The 16,325-nt window shown below is 62.3% G+C and carries 16 protein-coding genes and 1 pseudogene; 9 read left to right on the forward strand and 8 right to left on the reverse strand.

What is annotated here, in order from left to right:
* Positions 1 to 2: 2 nt before the first annotated feature.
* Together ACYG9Y_RS28680 and ACYG9Y_RS28685 are read right to left on the reverse strand one after the other, a co-directional pair.
* Positions 3 to 1,310 (reverse strand): YeaH/YhbH family protein, encoded by a 1,308-nt coding sequence (locus tag ACYG9Y_RS28680; RefSeq protein ID WP_023685368.1) that lies wholly within the window; start codon positions 1,308 to 1,310, stop codon positions 3 to 5.
* Between the two features lie 17 nt (positions 1,311 to 1,327).
* Positions 1,328 to 3,277 (reverse strand): PrkA family serine protein kinase, encoded by a 1,950-nt coding sequence (locus tag ACYG9Y_RS28685; protein WP_023686732.1) that lies wholly within the window; start codon positions 3,275 to 3,277, stop codon positions 1,328 to 1,330.
* Positions 3,278 to 3,429: 152 nt separating this feature from the next.
* Here ACYG9Y_RS28685 and ACYG9Y_RS28690 point away from each other — a divergent pair, with 152 nt between their 5' ends.
* On the forward strand, positions 3,430 to 3,858 hold the full coding sequence (locus ACYG9Y_RS28690) for a hypothetical protein (RefSeq protein ID WP_245259876.1): 429 nt from the start codon (positions 3,430 to 3,432) through the stop codon (positions 3,856 to 3,858).
* On the forward strand, positions 3,815 to 5,368 hold the full coding sequence (locus tag ACYG9Y_RS28695; protein WP_023737435.1) for an acetolactate synthase large subunit: 1,554 nt from the start codon (positions 3,815 to 3,817) through the stop codon (positions 5,366 to 5,368). Before ACYG9Y_RS28690 ends, ACYG9Y_RS28695 begins: the two co-directional genes overlap by 44 nt.
* Positions 5,369 to 5,379: 11 nt before the next feature.
* Here ACYG9Y_RS28695 and ACYG9Y_RS28700 read toward each other — a convergent pair whose 3' ends face one another.
* On the reverse strand, positions 5,380 to 5,682 hold the full coding sequence (locus tag ACYG9Y_RS28700) for a BolA family protein (RefSeq protein ID WP_023670675.1): 303 nt from the start codon (positions 5,680 to 5,682) through the stop codon (positions 5,380 to 5,382).
* Positions 5,683 to 5,850: 168 nt separating this feature from the next.
* Here ACYG9Y_RS28700 and ACYG9Y_RS28705 point away from each other — a divergent pair, with 168 nt between their 5' ends.
* From ACYG9Y_RS28705 to ACYG9Y_RS28720, 4 genes are all read left to right on the forward strand, one after another.
* Positions 5,851 to 6,480 carry a J domain-containing protein gene (locus ACYG9Y_RS28705; protein WP_032887126.1) on the forward strand — a complete coding sequence of 210 codons (630 nt, stop codon included), beginning with the start codon at positions 5,851 to 5,853 and terminating at the stop codon, positions 6,478 to 6,480.
* Positions 6,481 to 6,603: 123 nt separating this feature from the next.
* Positions 6,604 to 7,590 carry a cobaltochelatase subunit CobS gene (gene cobS / locus ACYG9Y_RS28710; RefSeq protein WP_023670677.1) on the forward strand — a complete coding sequence of 329 codons (987 nt, stop codon included), beginning with the start codon at positions 6,604 to 6,606 and terminating at the stop codon, positions 7,588 to 7,590.
* Positions 7,591 to 7,601: 11 nt separating this feature from the next.
* Positions 7,602 to 9,500: a cobaltochelatase subunit CobT gene (gene cobT, locus ACYG9Y_RS28715; protein WP_023737436.1), complete on the forward strand. Its 1,899-nt coding sequence runs from the start codon at positions 7,602 to 7,604 to the stop codon at positions 9,498 to 9,500.
* Entirely contained in the window at positions 9,497 to 10,522 is a 1,026-nt protein-coding gene (locus tag ACYG9Y_RS28720) for an esterase-like activity of phytase family protein (RefSeq protein ID WP_023737437.1), read from the forward strand. The genes cobT and ACYG9Y_RS28720 overlap by 4 nt, the downstream gene beginning before the upstream one ends.
* 5 nt (positions 10,523 to 10,527) lie before the next feature.
* Here ACYG9Y_RS28720 and ACYG9Y_RS28725 read toward each other — a convergent pair whose 3' ends face one another.
* The 3 genes from ACYG9Y_RS28725 to rpmB all read right to left on the reverse strand — a co-directional run bounded on the left by ACYG9Y_RS28725 (position 10,528) and on the right by rpmB (position 12,342).
* Positions 10,528 to 11,199: a polyamine aminopropyltransferase gene (locus ACYG9Y_RS28725; RefSeq protein ID WP_023714983.1), complete on the reverse strand. Its 672-nt coding sequence runs from the start codon at positions 11,197 to 11,199 to the stop codon at positions 10,528 to 10,530.
* A 3-nt stretch (positions 11,200 to 11,202) separates the two neighbouring features.
* Complete coding sequence (locus ACYG9Y_RS28730; protein ID WP_023737438.1) at positions 11,203 to 11,883, reverse strand: queuosine precursor transporter; 681 nt, start codon at positions 11,881 to 11,883, stop codon at positions 11,203 to 11,205.
* A 162-nt stretch (positions 11,884 to 12,045) separates the two neighbouring features.
* On the reverse strand, positions 12,046 to 12,342 hold the full coding sequence (gene rpmB, locus ACYG9Y_RS28735) for a 50S ribosomal protein L28 (RefSeq protein ID WP_023670682.1): 297 nt from the start codon (positions 12,340 to 12,342) through the stop codon (positions 12,046 to 12,048).
* A gap of 260 nt (positions 12,343 to 12,602) precedes the next feature.
* On the opposite strand from rpmB, the gene ACYG9Y_RS28740 reads away from it, so the two are divergent.
* From ACYG9Y_RS28740 to ACYG9Y_RS28750, 3 genes and pseudogenes are all read left to right on the forward strand, one after another.
* Positions 12,603 to 13,403 carry a DUF3108 domain-containing protein gene (locus ACYG9Y_RS28740; RefSeq protein WP_023714981.1) on the forward strand — a complete coding sequence of 267 codons (801 nt, stop codon included), beginning with the start codon at positions 12,603 to 12,605 and terminating at the stop codon, positions 13,401 to 13,403.
* A 44-nt stretch (positions 13,404 to 13,447) separates the two neighbouring features.
* Complete coding sequence (gene yddG / locus ACYG9Y_RS28745; RefSeq protein WP_023714980.1) at positions 13,448 to 14,335, forward strand: aromatic amino acid exporter YddG; 888 nt, start codon at positions 13,448 to 13,450, stop codon at positions 14,333 to 14,335.
* Positions 14,332 to 15,005: pseudogene (locus ACYG9Y_RS28750) on the forward strand (lysoplasmalogenase). Before yddG ends, ACYG9Y_RS28750 begins: the two are co-directional and overlap by 4 nt.
* On the opposite strand, the gene ACYG9Y_RS28755 reads toward ACYG9Y_RS28750, so the two are convergent.
* Positions 15,002 to 15,433, reverse strand: a complete 432-nt coding sequence (locus tag ACYG9Y_RS28755; protein ID WP_023699114.1) for a cupin domain-containing protein — start codon at positions 15,431 to 15,433, stop codon at positions 15,002 to 15,004. The pseudogene ACYG9Y_RS28750 and the gene ACYG9Y_RS28755 sit on opposite strands and share 4 nt — an antisense overlap.
* A gap of 20 nt (positions 15,434 to 15,453) precedes the next feature.
* A complete protein-coding gene (gene gloB, locus ACYG9Y_RS28760) occupies positions 15,454 to 16,221 on the reverse strand; it encodes a hydroxyacylglutathione hydrolase (protein ID WP_023670687.1) in 768 nt (255 codons plus the stop codon).
* Positions 16,222 to 16,325: the final 104 nt, after the last annotated feature.

Genomic DNA, 16,325 nt, shown 5'->3' on the forward strand with positions numbered 1-16,325 from the left:
TCTCAAGCGCTCTTGATGGCCACCGGCTGCCTGGCGAAGAGCCGGTGGAAGACCGGGTAAATATCCGCGGGAGCAGCGATGCGGCTCATCTGGAAGTTGGGCCATTTCAGCTCGATCGTACTGTAGGCGCGCCAAAGCGACGTCCCGTTTTCGGTAGCACCGAATATGTGGCTCTCGCGTTCGTCGATGATCTCGACATAGGCGAAATACTGGCACAGGCGCATGAGCTTGCCGTTCATGAGCTCTATGCATCGCTCGGAATCGGTGGTGAAATTGTCCCCGTCAGAGGCCTGCGCGGCGTAAATGTTCCACTCGCTGGCAGGATAGCGCTGGCCGATAATGCGGTGCATTTCGTCGAGCGCGGTGGAGACGATCGTACCGCCGCTCTGCGTGTTGTAGAAGAACGTGTCCTCATCCACTTCGTGCGCCTCATGGGTATGGCGGATGAAGACGATCTCCGTGCGTTCGTAGCGCCGTTTCAAGAACAGGTGCAGCAGCACGAAGAAGCGTTTGGCCAAGTCCTTTTCGCGTTGGCCCATCGATCCGGACACGTCCATAAGGCAGAACATGACGGCATTGGCATTCGGCACCGGCCGGGCGTCGAAGCGGTTGAATCGGATATCGACCGGATCGACAAAGGCAATTCGCCTGCGCCGTCGCTCCAGCCGGTCAAGCTCGTCGCGTAATTCCGCGATGCGCTGGCGCACCGCCGCGCCGGCCGGGGCCGACTCAAGCGTGACGATTTCCCGGAGGATCGCCTCCAGTTCCTGCTGCGTGGGGCGCCTCAGCGCAATGCGCCGGCCTAGGCTGTTGCGCATCGTGCGGCCGGCATTGATGTTGGTCGGGGAACCGGTTGCCGCGAAGCCGGCCCGGCGCGGCTTGAAGGCAAGGATTTCCTTGAGATTGAGCTTAACCAGGTCGGGCAGTTCGAGATCCTCAAAAAAGAGTTCGAGCACCTCCTCGCGTGACAGCACGAAACGAAAATCGTCTTCCGACGCCGTGTTTCCTGGCGACGACGCCGCGCCGCCCCCATGCGGCTTCGGGAGCAGGTCTCCAGGGGAAAAATGCCTGTTGCCCGGAAGGATGTGTCGGCGCCGTCCGCTGGCCCTGTCATCGTTGAAGCTCGGCTCGGCCGTTTTCCTTTCCGGCATGGGCACGGCGTGCTCGGTATCCACGTCGGCGATCCTGCCAGTGCGGATTTGATCGCGAATGCTCCGCTTCAACTCCTCGCGAGCACGCCTGAGGAAGCGCTGTCGATTGCCAAGGCTCTTGTCCTTGGGGTTCAGGCGACGGTCGATGAAGATCGGCATGGAACCATCCGGCTCTGTCAACCCGCCTTGTTCACCCGCATGTACCAGTCCACCAGCCGGCGTACCTGCCGTTCTGTGTAGCCACGCTCGATCATGCGCTGTACGAATTCGTTATGGCGCTTTTCCGTAACGCTGTCTTGCTTGGAGCCGAAGCTGATCACCGGCAAGAGGTCCTCGACCTGTCCGAACATCCGCTTCTCGATGACCTCGCGCAGTTTTTCATAGCTGGTCCATGACGGGTTGCGGCCGTGGTTTCTTGCGCGAGCGCGCAGAGTGAACTTCACCACCTCGTTACGGAAGTCCTTGGGATTGGCGATGCCTGCCGGTTTCTCGACCTGCGAAAGTTCGTTGTCCAGGATCTCCCGGTTGAGGATCTGGCCGGTGTCGGGGTCCTTGTAGTCCTGGTCCTCAATCCAGGCATCCGCATAGGCGATGTAGCGGTCGAAGAGGTTCTGGCCGTATTCGCTATAGGACTCCAGATAGGCCTTCTGGATTTCGTGGCCGATGAACTCGGCGTAGCGCGCCGCAAGCTCCGACTTGATGAATTCAAGATAGGCCGCTTCCGTTTCCTTCGGGAACTGCTCCCGCTTGATCGCCTCCTCCAGAATGTACATCAGATGCACAGGATCGGCGGCCACCTCCTCATTATCGAAGTTGAATGTCTGCGAAAGGATCTTAAAGGCAAAGCGCGTGCTGACGCCCGTCATGCCTTCATCGACGCCGGCGGCGTCGCGATATTCTTGGACCGACTTTGCCCTGGGATCGACTTCCTTCAGATTTTCGCCGTCATAGGCGCGCATCTTGGTGTAGAGCGGCGAGTTGTCGTGCTCGGCTAAGCGCGTCGAAACTGCAAAGCGGCTGAGGATGTCCAAAACTTCAGGGGCACAGGGGCTGGCGGCCAACTCGCTCTCACGCAGCAATTTCTCATAGATCTGCCTCTCTTCGGTGATCCGCAGGCAATAGGGTACCTTGACCACCAGGATGCGATCGAGAAACGCCTCGTTGTTCTTGTTGCTCTTGAACTGTTGCCATTCCGACTCGTTGGAATGGGCGACGATGATCCCCTGGTAGGGAAAGGCGCCGAAATTTTCAGTGCCGTTGTAGCTGCCTTCCTGTGTCGCGGTCAGCAGCGGATGCAGAACCTTGATGGGTGCCTTGAACATCTCGACGAATTCAAGCAGACCTTGCGTGGTCCGGTTCAGGCCACCGCTATAGGAATAGGCATCGGGGTCGGACTGGCTAAAATTTTCCAATTGCCTGATGTCGACCTTGCCGACCAGGGCCGAGACATCCTGATTGTTCTCATCGCCAGGTTCGGTCTTGGCAATGCCGATCTGGCGCAGCCGCGACGGCATCAGCTTGACGACGCTGAATTTGGAAATGTCGCCAGACAATTCGTCGAGGCGCTTGGCCGCCCATGGCGAAATCAATCCGTTCAGCCGGCGCCGGGCTATGCCGTATTTATCCTCTAGCAGATCACCCATGTGATCGGGATGGAACAGCCCAAGCGGCGACTCGAAAACCGGGCTGATCTGGTTGCCGACCTTCAGCGTGTAGATCGGGCGCTGCTCCATCAGTTTCTTCAGGCGCTCGGCCAGAGAGGATTTGCCGCCGCCGACCGGGCCGAGGAGATAGAGGATCTGCTTGCGTTCTTCGAGCCCCTGCGAGGCATAGCGGAAATATCCAGCTATGCGCTCGATCGTATCCTCCATTCCATAGAAGTCAGAAAAATGAGGGTAGATCTTGAGGGTCCGATTCGCGAAAATGCGGCCGAGGCGCTCGTCTTTGCTGGTGTCAACCAGTTTTGGTTCGCCGATTGCGTCGACCATCCTTTCGGGCGCCGAAGCGTACATCGATTTGTCTTCCCGACAGGCAAGAAGATACTGTTGGATGCTGACCTCTTCGTCCGCCGCATTGGCATAAATTTCCGAAAAAAGATCGAAGACGTCGGATTGGGTTGCACGCATGATGTTCTGCCCTCGGAGCCGATCTGGATTCCAATCGCCTCATCACCTTCAACTGTCGGAAAGCATTGTTGGTTCCCTTCACATGAAGGAGAGTGGCTGCAATCCGGGTAGAAGGCTTGGGAGGAAACATTCGGAGTGGCTGGAATGGCGGGTTGCCCGGTGCTGCGGCGCTGATGGGCGGCGTTGTCGCCGGCCAGCTATCTCGATGGACACAAGCATCCGCCGACCTTCATCGCCTATTCGCGCGCCGAAGGCCGCGACGACCAATCGAAGGCTTTGCCAAACGCCTGCGCGCCATCGGCACTGAAGTGACGCTGTTCGACGGCAACGCCTACACGCATATGTCGATCAATCACGACTTCGGCGAGGACGGCGACGCGTTGACCGCCGCGATGCTGGCCTTCCTGAATGGACCGTCGGTTGATCGCCGGATCCCCGCGAGGCGTCCTGGATCAGACCAAAAGCCCCGGCGGGACATTGCCGACCCGGCGCCTACAGGTGCAATTGTTCCTGAATTGTCGATTGGGAAAGAAAATCATGAATGGCGCCGATCTGCTGTGCGACGTGCTCCTGGCCAATGACGTCACGGTCTGCTTCGCCAATCCTGGCACATCCGAAATGCATTTCGTTGCCGCACTGGACCGCAAACCTCAGATGCGCTGCGTGCTCGGCCTGTTCGAGGGCGTGGTGACCGGCGCCGCCGACGGCTATGCGCGCATGACCGACCGCCCGGCAGCAACGTTGCTGCATACCGGACCGGGTCTCGCCAACGGTTTGGCCAACATGCACAACGCAAGGCGGGCGCGCAGCCCGATGATCAACATTGTCGGCGACCATGCTTCTTACCATCTGCCGCTCGATGCCCCGCTGACCAGCGACATAGAAGGCCTGGCGTCGCCGATGTCGAACTGGGTTGGCCGCGTCAAGGGGCCGGCCGATATTGTGCCGGCCGCAGAGGCGGCTTTCCGCGCCTCACTCACGCCGCCTGGCGTCACGACGCTGATCCTGCCTGCGGATGCGGCCTGGGGCGAAGTTGCTGCGATTTCGCCTGGCAAGGTGAAGCTGGCGCCGCCGCCCGCGGTCGACATGGCTGTTGTGCACACGATCGCCGAAGCAATCCGCGCAGCGCCGGACCGTGTCGGCATGGTGGTGCGTGGGCAAGCGGCGCGCGCCGATGCCCTTGAAATCACAGGGAGAATCTCATCGGGAAGCGATGTCAGGCTGTTCAGTGAGGTTCTGATCGCCCGCATGCAACGCGGCCGCGGGCGGTTCGCCCCGACCCGCATTCCCTATCCGGTCGATGCGGCGACGGCCATGCTCCGGGATATCGACTTGCTGGTGCTGGTCGGCGCCAAGGAGCCGGTTGCCTTCTTCGCCTATCCCGGCAAGCCCGGGCGGCTGGTTCGGGACGATTGCAAGGTGCTTTTGCTGGCGGCGCATGGCCAGGATCTGAAAGCGGCGCTGGAGGCGCTGGCTGCCGAGGTCGGCATCAAGCCGACGCAGCAATTCGCCGCCGCAACCGCCTTTCCAGACGAACCGACGCTGAGCGGCAGACTGACGGACGATGCCATCGCGCTGTCGGTGGCGCGCAAACTTCCGGCCAATGCCATCGTCTGCGACGAAGCGGTCACCTCGGCGAGACGGTTCTTCGCGCTATCCGCCTTTGCGGCGCCGCACGACTACATGATGGGTACGGGCGGATCGATCGGCGGCGGCATTCCGATGGCGACAGGAGCAGCGATCGCCTGCCCGGACCGCAAGGTGATCAATCTCGAGGCCGACGGCAGCGGCATGTACACGGTGCAGGGACTGTGGACCCAGGCCAGGGAAAAGCTTGACGTCGTGACCATCATCTTTTCCAACCGGACCTACGCCATCCTGCATGGCGAAATGAAGAATGTCGGGGTCAATGAGATCGGCGAGAACGCTAGGCGCATGCTCGATCTCGACCATCCGGCGCTGGACTGGGTTGCGCTGGCCAAAGGCATGGGCGTCGAGGCGGCCCGCGCCGACACGTGCGAGCGGTTCGACGCGCTGCTCGACAGTGCCCTGTCGCGTCCGGGACCGTTTCTCATCGAAGCGGTGATCTGAGGCGGAGAGACTTACCAACGGGTCTTTTCGCCGGGTGCAGCCGGTTCGATTGCCAGCGCATGGACACCGGCTTGCAGCTCCGCTGCGAGCAATTCGTTGACGGCGCGGTGGCGGTCGATGCGGCTCATGCCGGCAAAGACGGATGAGACGATGCGGACGCGAAAATGCGTCTCGCCGGTGCCGTCATAGGCACCGTGATCGTCGGAGCCGTGGTGGTGATGACCGGCATGAAGGTGGCTTTCATTGACGATCGCCAGCCGCTCCGGCGAAAACGCCTTGTTCAGCTTGTCTTCCATCGTCGCCTGTATGGACATCGCCATCTCCCTTCACCATATCTGCAAGGCGTGATCGGGAAATCGGGATCGATCCCGCCGGGCCGCCTCAAAAATCGCCATTCGCCCTGCTTTATGCCGCGATTCAGCGGTTAGGGCGATGATCGCGAAAATGTCAATTCTTGTTTCGCACGTGCGAACAGCCCATAAATGGGTGAGATGAAACCGTACCCCAAATATTTCGAGAAAATTCGGGTCCGTCCCGACAAGGATGCGGAGCTGAAGTCGCACTCGCCGATCTGCCAGTGGGACGGCTGCAAGGAGGCCGGTACCCACCGGGCGCCGGTCGGACGCATGAAGGAAGGCGAGTATTTTCAGTTCTGCTTCGATCATGTGCGCGAATACAACAAGGGTTTCAACTACTTCTCCGGCGTGCCGGACACCGAGATAGCCCGCTTCCAGAAGGAAGCGATGACCGGCCACCGGCCGACATGGAAGATGGGCGTCGCCGGCGCCTCGACGCGCTCCTCGCCCGATTTCGCCCAGCAGCGTTCCGGTCGCGCCGGCTATTACAACCGCATGCGCGATCCCTTCGATCTGTTCAAAGGGCCGAAGGACCCGCGCGAGGCGCGCGAACGCAAGGCCAAGCCGCTTGAGGCCAAGGCGCTGGAAACGCTTGGCCTTGATACAAAGGCGACTGGCAAGGACATCAAGGCGCGCTATAAGGAACTTGTGAAGCGCCACCATCCGGATGCGAATGGCGGCGATAGAGGTTCGGAAGACCGGTTCCGCGATGTGCTGCAGGCCTATCGCGTGCTCAAGCAGGCGGGTTTGTGCTGAGCGACCTAACGGTTCGTGTCGTTTTCCAACTTTCATAAGGGTGGAAAAGGCTCTAAGACCGCCCCCGGACAAAAACGATTGCCGGCGAAATCAGGCATTTCGCCCGTGGAGACTCGGATAGAGATGAACAAGGTCGATCGCGACATCGCCAATTTGCCCGACACGACGGTGTCAGTGAAAGACAAATTCGGCTTCGAGTCCAAGATGGTGGTGCCGGCCTATTCGGTGACCTCGGAACATGTGCCGGACATCGATCCGGATTATCTGTTCGACAAGGCGACGACGCTGGCGATCCTTGCCGGCTTTGCCTACAATCGCCGCGTCATGGTCTCGGGCTATCACGGCACCGGCAAATCGACGCATATCGAACAGGTCGCAGCCCGCCTTAACTGGCCCTGCGTACGCGTCAACCTCGACAGCCATGTCAGCCGTATCGACCTCGTCGGCAAGGACGCCATCGTCGTCAAGGATGGCCTGCAGATCACCGAATTCCGCGACGGCATCCTGCCTTGGGCCTACCAGCACAATGTCGCGCTCTGCTTCGACGAGTACGATGCCGGCCGTCCGGACGTGATGTTCGTCATCCAGCGAGTGCTGGAATCATCGGGGCGCCTGACGCTGCTCGACCAGAGCCGGGTCATCCGCCCGCATCCGGCGTTCCGCTTGTTTTCGACCGCCAACACCGTTGGCCTCGGCGACACCACCGGCCTCTATCACGGCACGCAGCAGATCAACCAGGCGCAGATGGATCGCTGGTCGATCGTCACCACGCTGAACTACCTGCCGCACGACAATGAGGTGAACATCGTGCTGGCCAAGGCCAAGCACTATCGCGACGGCAAGGGCAAGGACATCGTCAACAAGATGGTGCGCGTCGCCGACATGACGCGCTCGGCCTTCATCAATGGCGATCTGTCGACCGTGATGAGCCCGCGTACCGTCATCACCTGGGCCGAAAATGCCGAGATCTTCGGCAATATCGGCATGGCGTTCCGGCTGACCTTCCTCAACAAGTGCGACGAGCTGGAGCGTTCGGTGGTGGCCGAGTTCTACCAGCGCGCCTTCGGCGAGGATTTGCCCGAGAGCGCCGCCAACGTGGTGCTGGGGTAAGCTGAGCCTTGATGGCGGGTCCGGGCGACAACACGCGCAACAAGTCGAAGACGGGGTCTGAAGCCGACAGCTTCAAGCGTGCCGTCACCGTCTGCATGCGCGCCATCGCCGGCGACAAGGAGCTCGAAGTCGGTTTCGCCAAGGACCGCCCGGCGCTCGCCGGCAGCCGCGCCCGACTGCCCGAACTGCCGAAGAAAGCGTCCAAGACAGACATCGCGATTACTCGTGGCCTGGGCGATTCCATGGCGCTGAAGCGCGCCTGCCACGATCAGCGCATCCACACCAAACTGGCGCCGGAAGGCAAGCTGGCGCGCTCGATCTATGACGCCGTGGAACAGGCCCGCGTCGAGGCGATCGGCAGCCGCGCCATGCAGGGCGTCGCCGACAATATCGGCTCCATGCTGGAGGACAAATACGCCAAGGCCAACCTTGTCGACGTCAAGGACAAGGCCGACGCGCCGATCGAGGAAGCGCTGGCGCTGATGGTGCGCGAGAAGCTGACCGGACGGCCGATCCCGAAGAGCGGCGAACGGCTGGTCGACCTCTGGCGGCCCTGGGTCGAGGAAAAAGCCAAGGCCGATCTCGACGGACTGTCGGCCAAGCTTGGCGACCAGCAGGCCTTTGCCCGCGTCGTGCGCGAGATGCTTGCGTCCATGGAGATGGCCGAGGAACTCGGCGACGACCAGGAAACCGAAGACTCCGAGGACAATGACGACAACCAGCCGCAAGGCGAGGAGCAGAGCGAGGAGGGCGGCGAAGAGGATTCCGGCTCCGAGCAGTCGCAGTCCGAGGATGCCGAGGCCTCCGCCGACGACGAACAGTCGTCGGAGACTGAGGCCTCCGACGCCACTGCCGACGATCTTTCCGACGATGACGATGCGGACGCCGAAACGCCGGGCGAGGCGCGCCGCAACGACAACCCCTTCGCCAACCTGCCGAAAGAGATCGACTACAAGGTTTTCACCACCGCCTTCGACGAGACGGTCGGTGCGGAAGAGCTGTGCGAGGAGGAAGAACTCGACCGGCTGCGCGCCTTCCTCGACAAGCAGTTGGCCAATCTCTCCGGCGTCGTCGGCCGGCTCGCCAACCGGCTGCAGCGCCGCCTGATGGCGCAGCAGAACCGTTCCTGGGATTTCGACCTCGAAGAGGGTTATCTCGATCCGGCACGCCTGGTTCGTGTCGTCATCGACCCGATGCAGCCGTTGTCGTTCAAGCAGGAGCGCGACACCAAATTCCGCGACACGGTGGTGACGCTGGTGCTCGACAATTCGGGCTCGATGCGCGGTCGGCCGATCACGGTTGCCGCCACCTGTGCCGACATTCTGGCGCGCACGCTGGAGCGCTGCGGCGTCTCGGTCGAGATCCTCGGCTTCACCACGCGCGCGTGGAAGGGCGGACAGGCTCGCGAGAAGTGGCTGAAGGACGGCAAGCCGCCGAACCCCGGCCGGCTCAACGATCTGCGCCACATCATCTACAAATCCGCCGATCATCCGTGGCGTCGCGCCCGGCGCAATCTCGGCCTGATGATGCGCGAGGGCCTGCTGAAGGAAAACATCGACGGCGAGGCGTTGTTATGGGCGCACAACCGGCTGATCGCCCGGCCCGAACAGCGCAAGATCCTGATGATGATCTCGGACGGCGCGCCGGTTGACGATTCGACGCTGTCGGTCAATCCTGGCAACTATCTCGAGCGGCACCTGCGCGCCGTCATCGAGCTGATCGAGACGCGCTCGCCGGTCGAGCTTCTGGCCATCGGCATCGGCCACGACGTCACCCGTTATTACAGGCGCGCCGTCACCATCGTCGATGCCGAGGAACTGGCCGGCGCCATGACCGAGCAGCTGGCCTCGCTGTTCGCCGAGGAAAACGTGCGCGATACACGCCGCGGCGGCTACCGGCGCGCCGGATGATTTTCTTGCGCGGCGGGTTTCGGCAGATGCTCTTCGCGGTCACTGCCTTGTCCGGCATGGCGTTTGCGCCGGCCATCGCCGCCGGCCCAAGCGCGGTCGAGCCGGTCCAAGTCTCGGCGCGGCCGATCACCACCTTCCATATCGGCAGCGCCGACAAGCAGTTTGGGCCGCTGGAATTCGTCGGCGGTCTTGAGATGAACTCGACGACGCGCGATTTCGGCGCGCTGTCGGCATTTCGGTTCGTCAAACCCGGCAGCGATTTCATCGGCGTCGCCGATACGGGCTTCTGGTTCTTCGGCTCGATCACCCATGATGCCGACAAGCGGCCGTCCGGCATCCAGAATTTCCGCATGCAGCAGATGGTCGATGAGAAGGGCCGGCCGATCGACAGGAAATGGGAAGTCGATGCCGAGGGCCTTGCAGTCAAGGACGGCATCGCCACCGTCGGCTTCGAGCGCGATCACCGCGTCGCCCAGTTCAAGATCGACCCCAGCAACATGACGGCGCCGTTCAAGCAACTGAACTTTCTGGTTCCAGCCCGCGAACTGCGACAGAACCGCGGTTTCGAGACCGTCACCCACGCCAATCCCAACGGCCAGCACGAGGGCGGCCTCGTCGTGGTCTCGGAAAAGAGCTTGGACAAGGCTGGCAACATCTATGCCGCCATCATCGAAGGGCCGCACAAGGGCGTCTTCACGGTCAAGCGCAACGGCGATTTCGACATCACCGACGGCGCTTTCCTGCCGAATGGCGATCTCTTGCTGCTGGAGCGCAGTTTCTCGATGGCCGGCGGTGTCAGGATGCGGCTGCGACGCATCTATGGCGAAAGCGTCGAGAAGGGCGCGGTTGCCGACGGGCCGGTGCTGATGGAAGCCGATATGGGCTACCAGATCGACAATATGGAAGGGCTCGACGTCTGGACCCGCGATGACGGAGCGCTGATGGTGTCGCTGATCTCGGACGACAACCATTCGATCCTGCAGCGCAACCTCTATCTGGAATTCATCCTGCACCAGGATTGAGAGCCCTAAGGCTTGGTGGCGATCCAGATGACGTGGCGCGCGCCGCGCTTGCCATTGGCGCGCGTCTTCACCTCGTCCACGACAAAGCCCGCCTGCTTGAGCCTAAGTGTGAAGCCGGCATCGGGGCCTTGCGACCAAACAGCCAGCACGCCCCCGGGCCTGAGCGCTGCACGCGCCGCGCCGAGGCCGGCAGCGCCATAGAGGGCGTCGTTGCCCCTGTAGACGATGCCTTCGGGGCCATTGTCGACATCGAGCAGGATGGCGTCCCAGGCTGCCTTGTCGGATCTTATGATGTGCCCGACGTCGGCTTCGCGAACCGTCACACGGGGATCGTCGAGACAGCCGGCGAAGACCGCCTCCATGGGGCCGCGCGCCCAGGCGATGACGGCGGGGACTAGCTCGGCAACCGTGATGCCTGCGTCGGCGCCCAATTGGGCAAGCGCAGCGCGCAGCGTAAAACCCATGCCGAGGCCGCCGATCAGGATTTTCGGTTGGGCGCGGCCGCCGATCTTTTCACAGGAGAGCTTGGCCAGCGCTTCCTCGGAGCCGCTGAGGCGGCTGTTCATCAGCTCATTGGTGCCGAGCATGATCGAGAATTCGCTGCCGCGCTGCTTGAGGCGCAGTTCCTGTCCGCCGTCAGGCGTTTTGGCCGAGCCGAGCTGGACCCAGGGAATCACGGCCTAGACAGCCACGGCCGGCTGGCTCCAGTGGGCGGCGAGCAGCCGGTAGGGGATCAGGGCCACAACAGCGATGATCAGCTTCACCGAGAGGTCGCCCAGCGCCCAGGAGACCCAGCGCATGGTCTCGAACGGCAGCACGCCCATCAGCGGCGCCGTCTCCAGCGCAAAGCTGTCGTTCGGGCCGGCAAAAGCGAAGGCGGCCGAAAAGGCGATGCTGAAGAACACCAGGGTGTCGAACACCGAGCCGACCAGCGTGCCGACGATCGGCGCGCGCCACCAGCTCTGCCGGCGCAACCGGTTGAACACGGTGACGTCGAGCAATTGCGCGCAAAGGAAGGCCGCGCCGGAAGCTGTGGCGATGCGCACCAGCCGGTCGGCTGATGTCTCGAACTCGATCAGGCCGTGGCGAAACAGGAAGGGCGGGACGAGGATCGAGCAGACCACAGCGGTCATGAAGCCGACAAGGACGATGCGGCGCGCCACGGTCGGCCCGTAGCGGCGGTTGGCAAGGTCGGTGACCAGGAAGGAGAAGGGATAGGTGAAGGCGCCCCAGGTCAAGATGTCGCCCAGCGACAGACCGCCGGCCTGGCCCTGCATCGGGAACTGCACGAGGATGTTCGATGCCACGACGACAAGCGCCATGGCGGCCACAAAGGGCAGATATCGCGAGAAGGAAGTCATTTTTTTATTCTGGGTAATGGAACCAGCCAGGCGCTAGCCGAAATCCGGATCGCGCTGCCTTGCAAGTTTTGAGCATCGGATTGCTCCGATGCTGCTGCCTTTAATGTTTTGAGCATCGGATTGCTCCGATGCTCAGGGCGGTCGTCCCCCGCCTTGATATCGTTAAGCGGCGGGCTGGTCAGCCAGCTTCTTGGCGATCTGCTTCTTCAACAGGCGCGCGCGCTGCGACAATTCCTTGGCGTCGGCCTTGGCTAGGAAGGCGTCGAGGCCGCCGCGATGCTCGACCGAACGCAGCGCGTTGGCCGAAATGCGCAGGCGCACATTCTGGTTCAGCGCTTCCGAAATCAGCGTCACATTGACGAGGTTCGGCAGGAAGCGGCGCTTGGTCTTGTTGTTGGCGTGGCTCACATTGTTGCCGGTCTGGACTGCCTTGGCAGTGAGTTCGCAGGTGCGGGACATGGTTCTAACCTTCAGTTCTGTCTAGCCTGCCAAACCTTGTTCGCCCGCGCCGGGTGGCGCGCGGTTTCAGTCAGGCGGCCTTATGGAAAAGTTGGCGTTCCATAGTTGCATTTCGCCAATGCGTCAAGCTCCGGCTTACCCACGACTGTGACGAGCGTTTCACATAAAGGCCGGAATTCAGCCTATAAGCGGTCGGACAGGGACATATCAAGCCGGAGTCGCCCGCGCTCCGGATAAAAAAATCAAGGACCGAGCCCGCCATGCTTCGCCCGTCACATGCCGTTGTCGCCATACTTGTCGCCGCCTTGCCGACATCCACCCTTGCTGCCGCGCCCGCAGCCACCGCACAGTCCTTCAAGGGCGAATACACGGTGTCGTTCCTCGGCCTTTCCGTGGCCAAGGCGACATTTTCCAGCCACTACGAAGGCGGTAACTATTCCATAGACGGCACCGTCTCCAGCGCGGGTCTCGCCACCTTGTTCGACGACACGAGCGGCACGATCTCGTCAAAGGGCAAGATCCTGGGCAAGCAGATGCAGCCACAGGTATTTCGCGCGGATTATAAGTCCGGCAAGAAGGCTTCCATGGTCGATATCCGCTTTGCCAATGGCGCGGTGACCGCCACCCAGGTCATTCCCGAACCGAAAAAGCGCAATCCCAAAAACTGGATACCGCTGGGCAGCAACGATCTGGCATCGGTGCTCGATCCGATGGCGGCTACCGTCATCCATGCCGACAGCCTCGACCAGGTCTGTGGGCGCAAGGTGAAATTCTATGACGGCGAGATGCGCGCCGACCTGACGCTGACCTACGCCTCGAAAGGATCGATCTCGGTCAAGGGCTACAAGGGCGACACCGTTACCTGCAAGATGAGCTTCGAGCCGGTGGCAGGCTACCGCAAGGGCCGCAAGGCGCTGAATTACCTGAAGAAGAAGAGCCAGATGATGGTGACGTTTGCACCGCTCGGCCAAACCGGCATATATGCGCCCATCCACGCCACGGTCGGGACGCAGATCGGCACCTTGACTGTCAGCGCGGGGCGGTTCGAAGCAACTGAATAGACGCGCCCACCCGAATAGAATGGGGCGCGTCGCCGGAGACGGGCATGGGGCGCGCAACACTGATCGGTTTCTCGGCGGTCGCCATGTGGGCGCTGCTGGCGTTGCTCACCGATGCGTCGGGCGCCGTGCCGCCATTCTTGCTCTCGGCCATCACCTTCACCATCGGCACCGCGGTCGGGCTGGTTGCCCGGCTGTTCATGCCGGCGACCGATAAAAGCCTGAAGATCCCACGCCAGGTCTGGGTGATCGGCATTGCCGGACTGTTCGGCTACCATTTCTTCTATTTCACCGCGCTGCGCAACGCGCCGGCGGTGGAGGCAAGCCTGATCGCCTATCTGTGGCCGCTGCTGATCGTGCTGGGATCAGCGCTGATGCCGGGCGAGAAGCTGGCCTGGAACCATGTCGTGGGCGCGCTGCTCGGGCTCGCCGGGACCGTGCTGATCGTCACCAAGGGTGGCGGCCTCGCCTTCGATGCTCGCTACACCTTCGGCTATGCGATGGCGGCCGTGTGTGCGCTGCTGTGGTCGTCCTATTCGCTGCTGTCGCGGCGCTTTCCGGCGGTGCCGACCTCGATCGTCACCTGGTTCTGCGCCGCCACGGCAGCCCTGTCCCTCATCTGCCATCTTCTGCTGGAAAAGACGGTGCTGCCCGATGGCCCCGGCCAGTGGCTGTCGGTGGTTGGTTTGGGGTTGATGCCGGTGGGTGCCGCCTTCTACGCCTGGGATATCGGCGTCAAACGAGGCAACATCCAGGTGCTCGGCGCGGCAAGCTATGCGGCGCCACTGCTGTCGACATTGGTGCTGATCGCGGCGGGCGTTGCCGAGCCGTCGCTGCGTATCCTGGCGGCCTGCGTGCTGATCACCGGCGGCGCGGCGCTGGCGGCGAAATCGTTGTTCCTGCGCAAGGCGGCAACGGGTGGAGCAAGCGCATGACGATGCCGTTTGCCGGCGGCATTGACGCCAATGCCAACGCCACATTGATTTTTTCGCTGGTGGCGGCGGTGATCTACGCCCTCACCCTGGATATGCGGCCGACGCTGGCCCGCTCGGCGGCAAAGACGCTGTCCGTGGCCATGCTTGCGGCGCTGGCCTTCATGCAAGGTGGGCAGCTGTTGCTCGTCGCGGCGCTGGCGCTCAGCGCCGTCGGCGACGCCTTCCTGTCGCGTGACGGCGAAAAGGCCTTCCTCGGCGGGCTGGCCAGCTTCCTTGCGGCGCATGTCCTCTATGTGCCGCTCTTCCTGCGCAGCGGCGGCGGGCTGGATGTGCTCAGCACCGAGACATGGCGCGGCGCCATCGCGCTGGCCATGGCGGCCTTCGCAGTCGTCATGCTGGCAGCACTCTGGCGCCGTGTCAGTCCCGGCCTGCGGGTGCCGATCGCCGTCTATATCGCGGCCATTCTGGCGATGGGCATCTCGGCGTTGACGCTCGACAATCCGTGGGTCATCGGCGGCGCTGTTATGTTCATGGCATCGGACGGGCTGCTTGCCGCGAGAAATTCCTGGTTCCGGCAATAGCACCCTATCGCGCCGGCATCCGTTATGCGGTCTGGGTGCTGTACTACGCCGCCCAGCTCTGCATAACTCTTGGTTTTCTTCTGGCCTAAGGCTGCCAGCCCGGCTCGGCCATTTCAAACGCGGCGAAGTCGAAGCCCGGCGCCACGGTGCAGCCGACCAACGTCCATTCGCCGAGGCTGCGCGCCGATTGCCACCAGCCGGCCGGCACGACGATCTGCGGCCGCTCGCCCGCCGCAAGCTCAATGCCGAGCACCTGCTCGATCACCTGGTTAAGCATTGGACTACCTTCCTCGCACATCGACAGCGCCAGCGGCGCTCCGGCATGGAAGTGCCAGACCTCGGCCGCGTCCTTGACCCGGTGCCAGGCCGAAATCTGGTCCTGTTCAAGGAGGAAATAGATCGCCGTCGAATGGCCACGCGCGCCACCGGCGCCGTCGCGAAAGGTCTCGGCATACCAGCCGCCTTCCGGATGCGGCTTGAGGCCAAGCATGGCGATGATTTCAGCGGCGCTGGTCATGGCTGATCCCGGAACGATGCTCAGAAATTGTCCTTGCGCTTGCGGATTTCCGCGAACACTTCGGCGTCGGAGGCCTCCTCCATACCGAGATGCTTGCGGATCGCCGGGTCGTGCCAGCGCAGGAACGGATTGGTCGACAATTCCTCGCCGATCGTGGTCGGCAGCGTCGCCTTGTTGTCGGCGCGCAGGGTCTCGATCTTGGCGGCGCGTTCTTTCAGCGCCGAATTGGTCGGGTCGACGGTCAACGCAAAGCGGGCGTTCGAAAGCGTATACTCATGGCCGCAATAGATGACCGTGTCCGCCGGGAGTGCGGCGAGCTTCTTCAGCGACTCATACATCACCGGCGGCTTGCATTCGAACAGCCGGCCGCAGCCGAGCGCGAACAAAGTGTCGGCGGTGAACGCCACTTTCGAGGCCGGAAAATGATAGGAGACATGGCCCGCAGTGTGGCCGGGCGTGGCGATGACATCGATCCGCTCGCCGCCGAGATGGACGACCGAGCCTTGCCCGACGGTCTCGTCGATGCCGGGGATCTTTTCCTTTTCAGCCTCCGGTCCGACGATGCGCAGCTTGAAGCGCTCCTTCAGCGCCAGATTGGCCTCGACATGGTCGACATGGTGGTGGGTGGTCAGGATCATCGTCGGCTTCCAGCCGGTACGCTCGATCGCGGCAATGATCGGCGCTTCTTCGGGCGCGTCGATAATGGCGGTCTCGCCGCTTTTCGGGTCATGCACCAGCACGCCGAAATTGTCGCTGCGGCACATGAACTGTTCGATTTCGACGGGCATTGGCATCTCTCCATCTGTTGGCGCAGACATAGGGCGCTTGGCCGCCGATGTCACTCTAGCTTTGCAGAACGTGCCGGCTTTGTTGAACTTGGGCGGCATCGCAG

Source organism: Mesorhizobium sp. W050 (assembly GCF_054719535.1).

What these genes read in the sequence shown, in the direction of transcription:
- ACYG9Y_RS28680 (WP_023685368.1), bottom strand. Translation starts at nt 1,310, where the DNA reads ATGCCGATCTTCATCGACCGTCGCCTGAACCCCAAGGACAAGAGCCTT.
- ACYG9Y_RS28685 (WP_023686732.1), bottom strand. Translation starts at nt 3,277, where the DNA reads ATGCGTGCAACCCAATCCGACGTCTTCGATCTTTTTTCGGAAATTTAT.
- ACYG9Y_RS28695 (WP_023737435.1), top strand. Translation starts at nt 3,815, where the DNA reads ATGAATGGCGCCGATCTGCTGTGCGACGTGCTCCTGGCCAATGACGTC.
- ACYG9Y_RS28700 (WP_023670675.1), bottom strand. Translation starts at nt 5,682, where the DNA reads ATGTCCATACAGGCGACGATGGAAGACAAGCTGAACAAGGCGTTTTCG.
- ACYG9Y_RS28705 (WP_032887126.1), top strand. Translation starts at nt 5,851, where the DNA reads ATGGGTGAGATGAAACCGTACCCCAAATATTTCGAGAAAATTCGGGTC.
- cobS (WP_023670677.1), top strand. Translation starts at nt 6,604, where the DNA reads ATGAACAAGGTCGATCGCGACATCGCCAATTTGCCCGACACGACGGTG.
- cobT (WP_023737436.1), top strand. Translation starts at nt 7,602, where the DNA reads ATGGCGGGTCCGGGCGACAACACGCGCAACAAGTCGAAGACGGGGTCT.
- ACYG9Y_RS28720 (WP_023737437.1), top strand. Translation starts at nt 9,497, where the DNA reads ATGATTTTCTTGCGCGGCGGGTTTCGGCAGATGCTCTTCGCGGTCACT.
- ACYG9Y_RS28730 (WP_023737438.1), bottom strand. Translation starts at nt 11,883, where the DNA reads ATGACTTCCTTCTCGCGATATCTGCCCTTTGTGGCCGCCATGGCGCTT.
- rpmB (WP_023670682.1), bottom strand. Translation starts at nt 12,342, where the DNA reads ATGTCCCGCACCTGCGAACTCACTGCCAAGGCAGTCCAGACCGGCAAC.
- ACYG9Y_RS28740 (WP_023714981.1), top strand. Translation starts at nt 12,603, where the DNA reads ATGCTTCGCCCGTCACATGCCGTTGTCGCCATACTTGTCGCCGCCTTG.
- yddG (WP_023714980.1), top strand. Translation starts at nt 13,448, where the DNA reads ATGGGGCGCGCAACACTGATCGGTTTCTCGGCGGTCGCCATGTGGGCG.
- ACYG9Y_RS28755 (WP_023699114.1), bottom strand. Translation starts at nt 15,433, where the DNA reads ATGACCAGCGCCGCTGAAATCATCGCCATGCTTGGCCTCAAGCCGCAT.
- gloB (WP_023670687.1), bottom strand. Translation starts at nt 16,221, where the DNA reads ATGCCCGTCGAAATCGAACAGTTCATGTGCCGCAGCGACAATTTCGGC.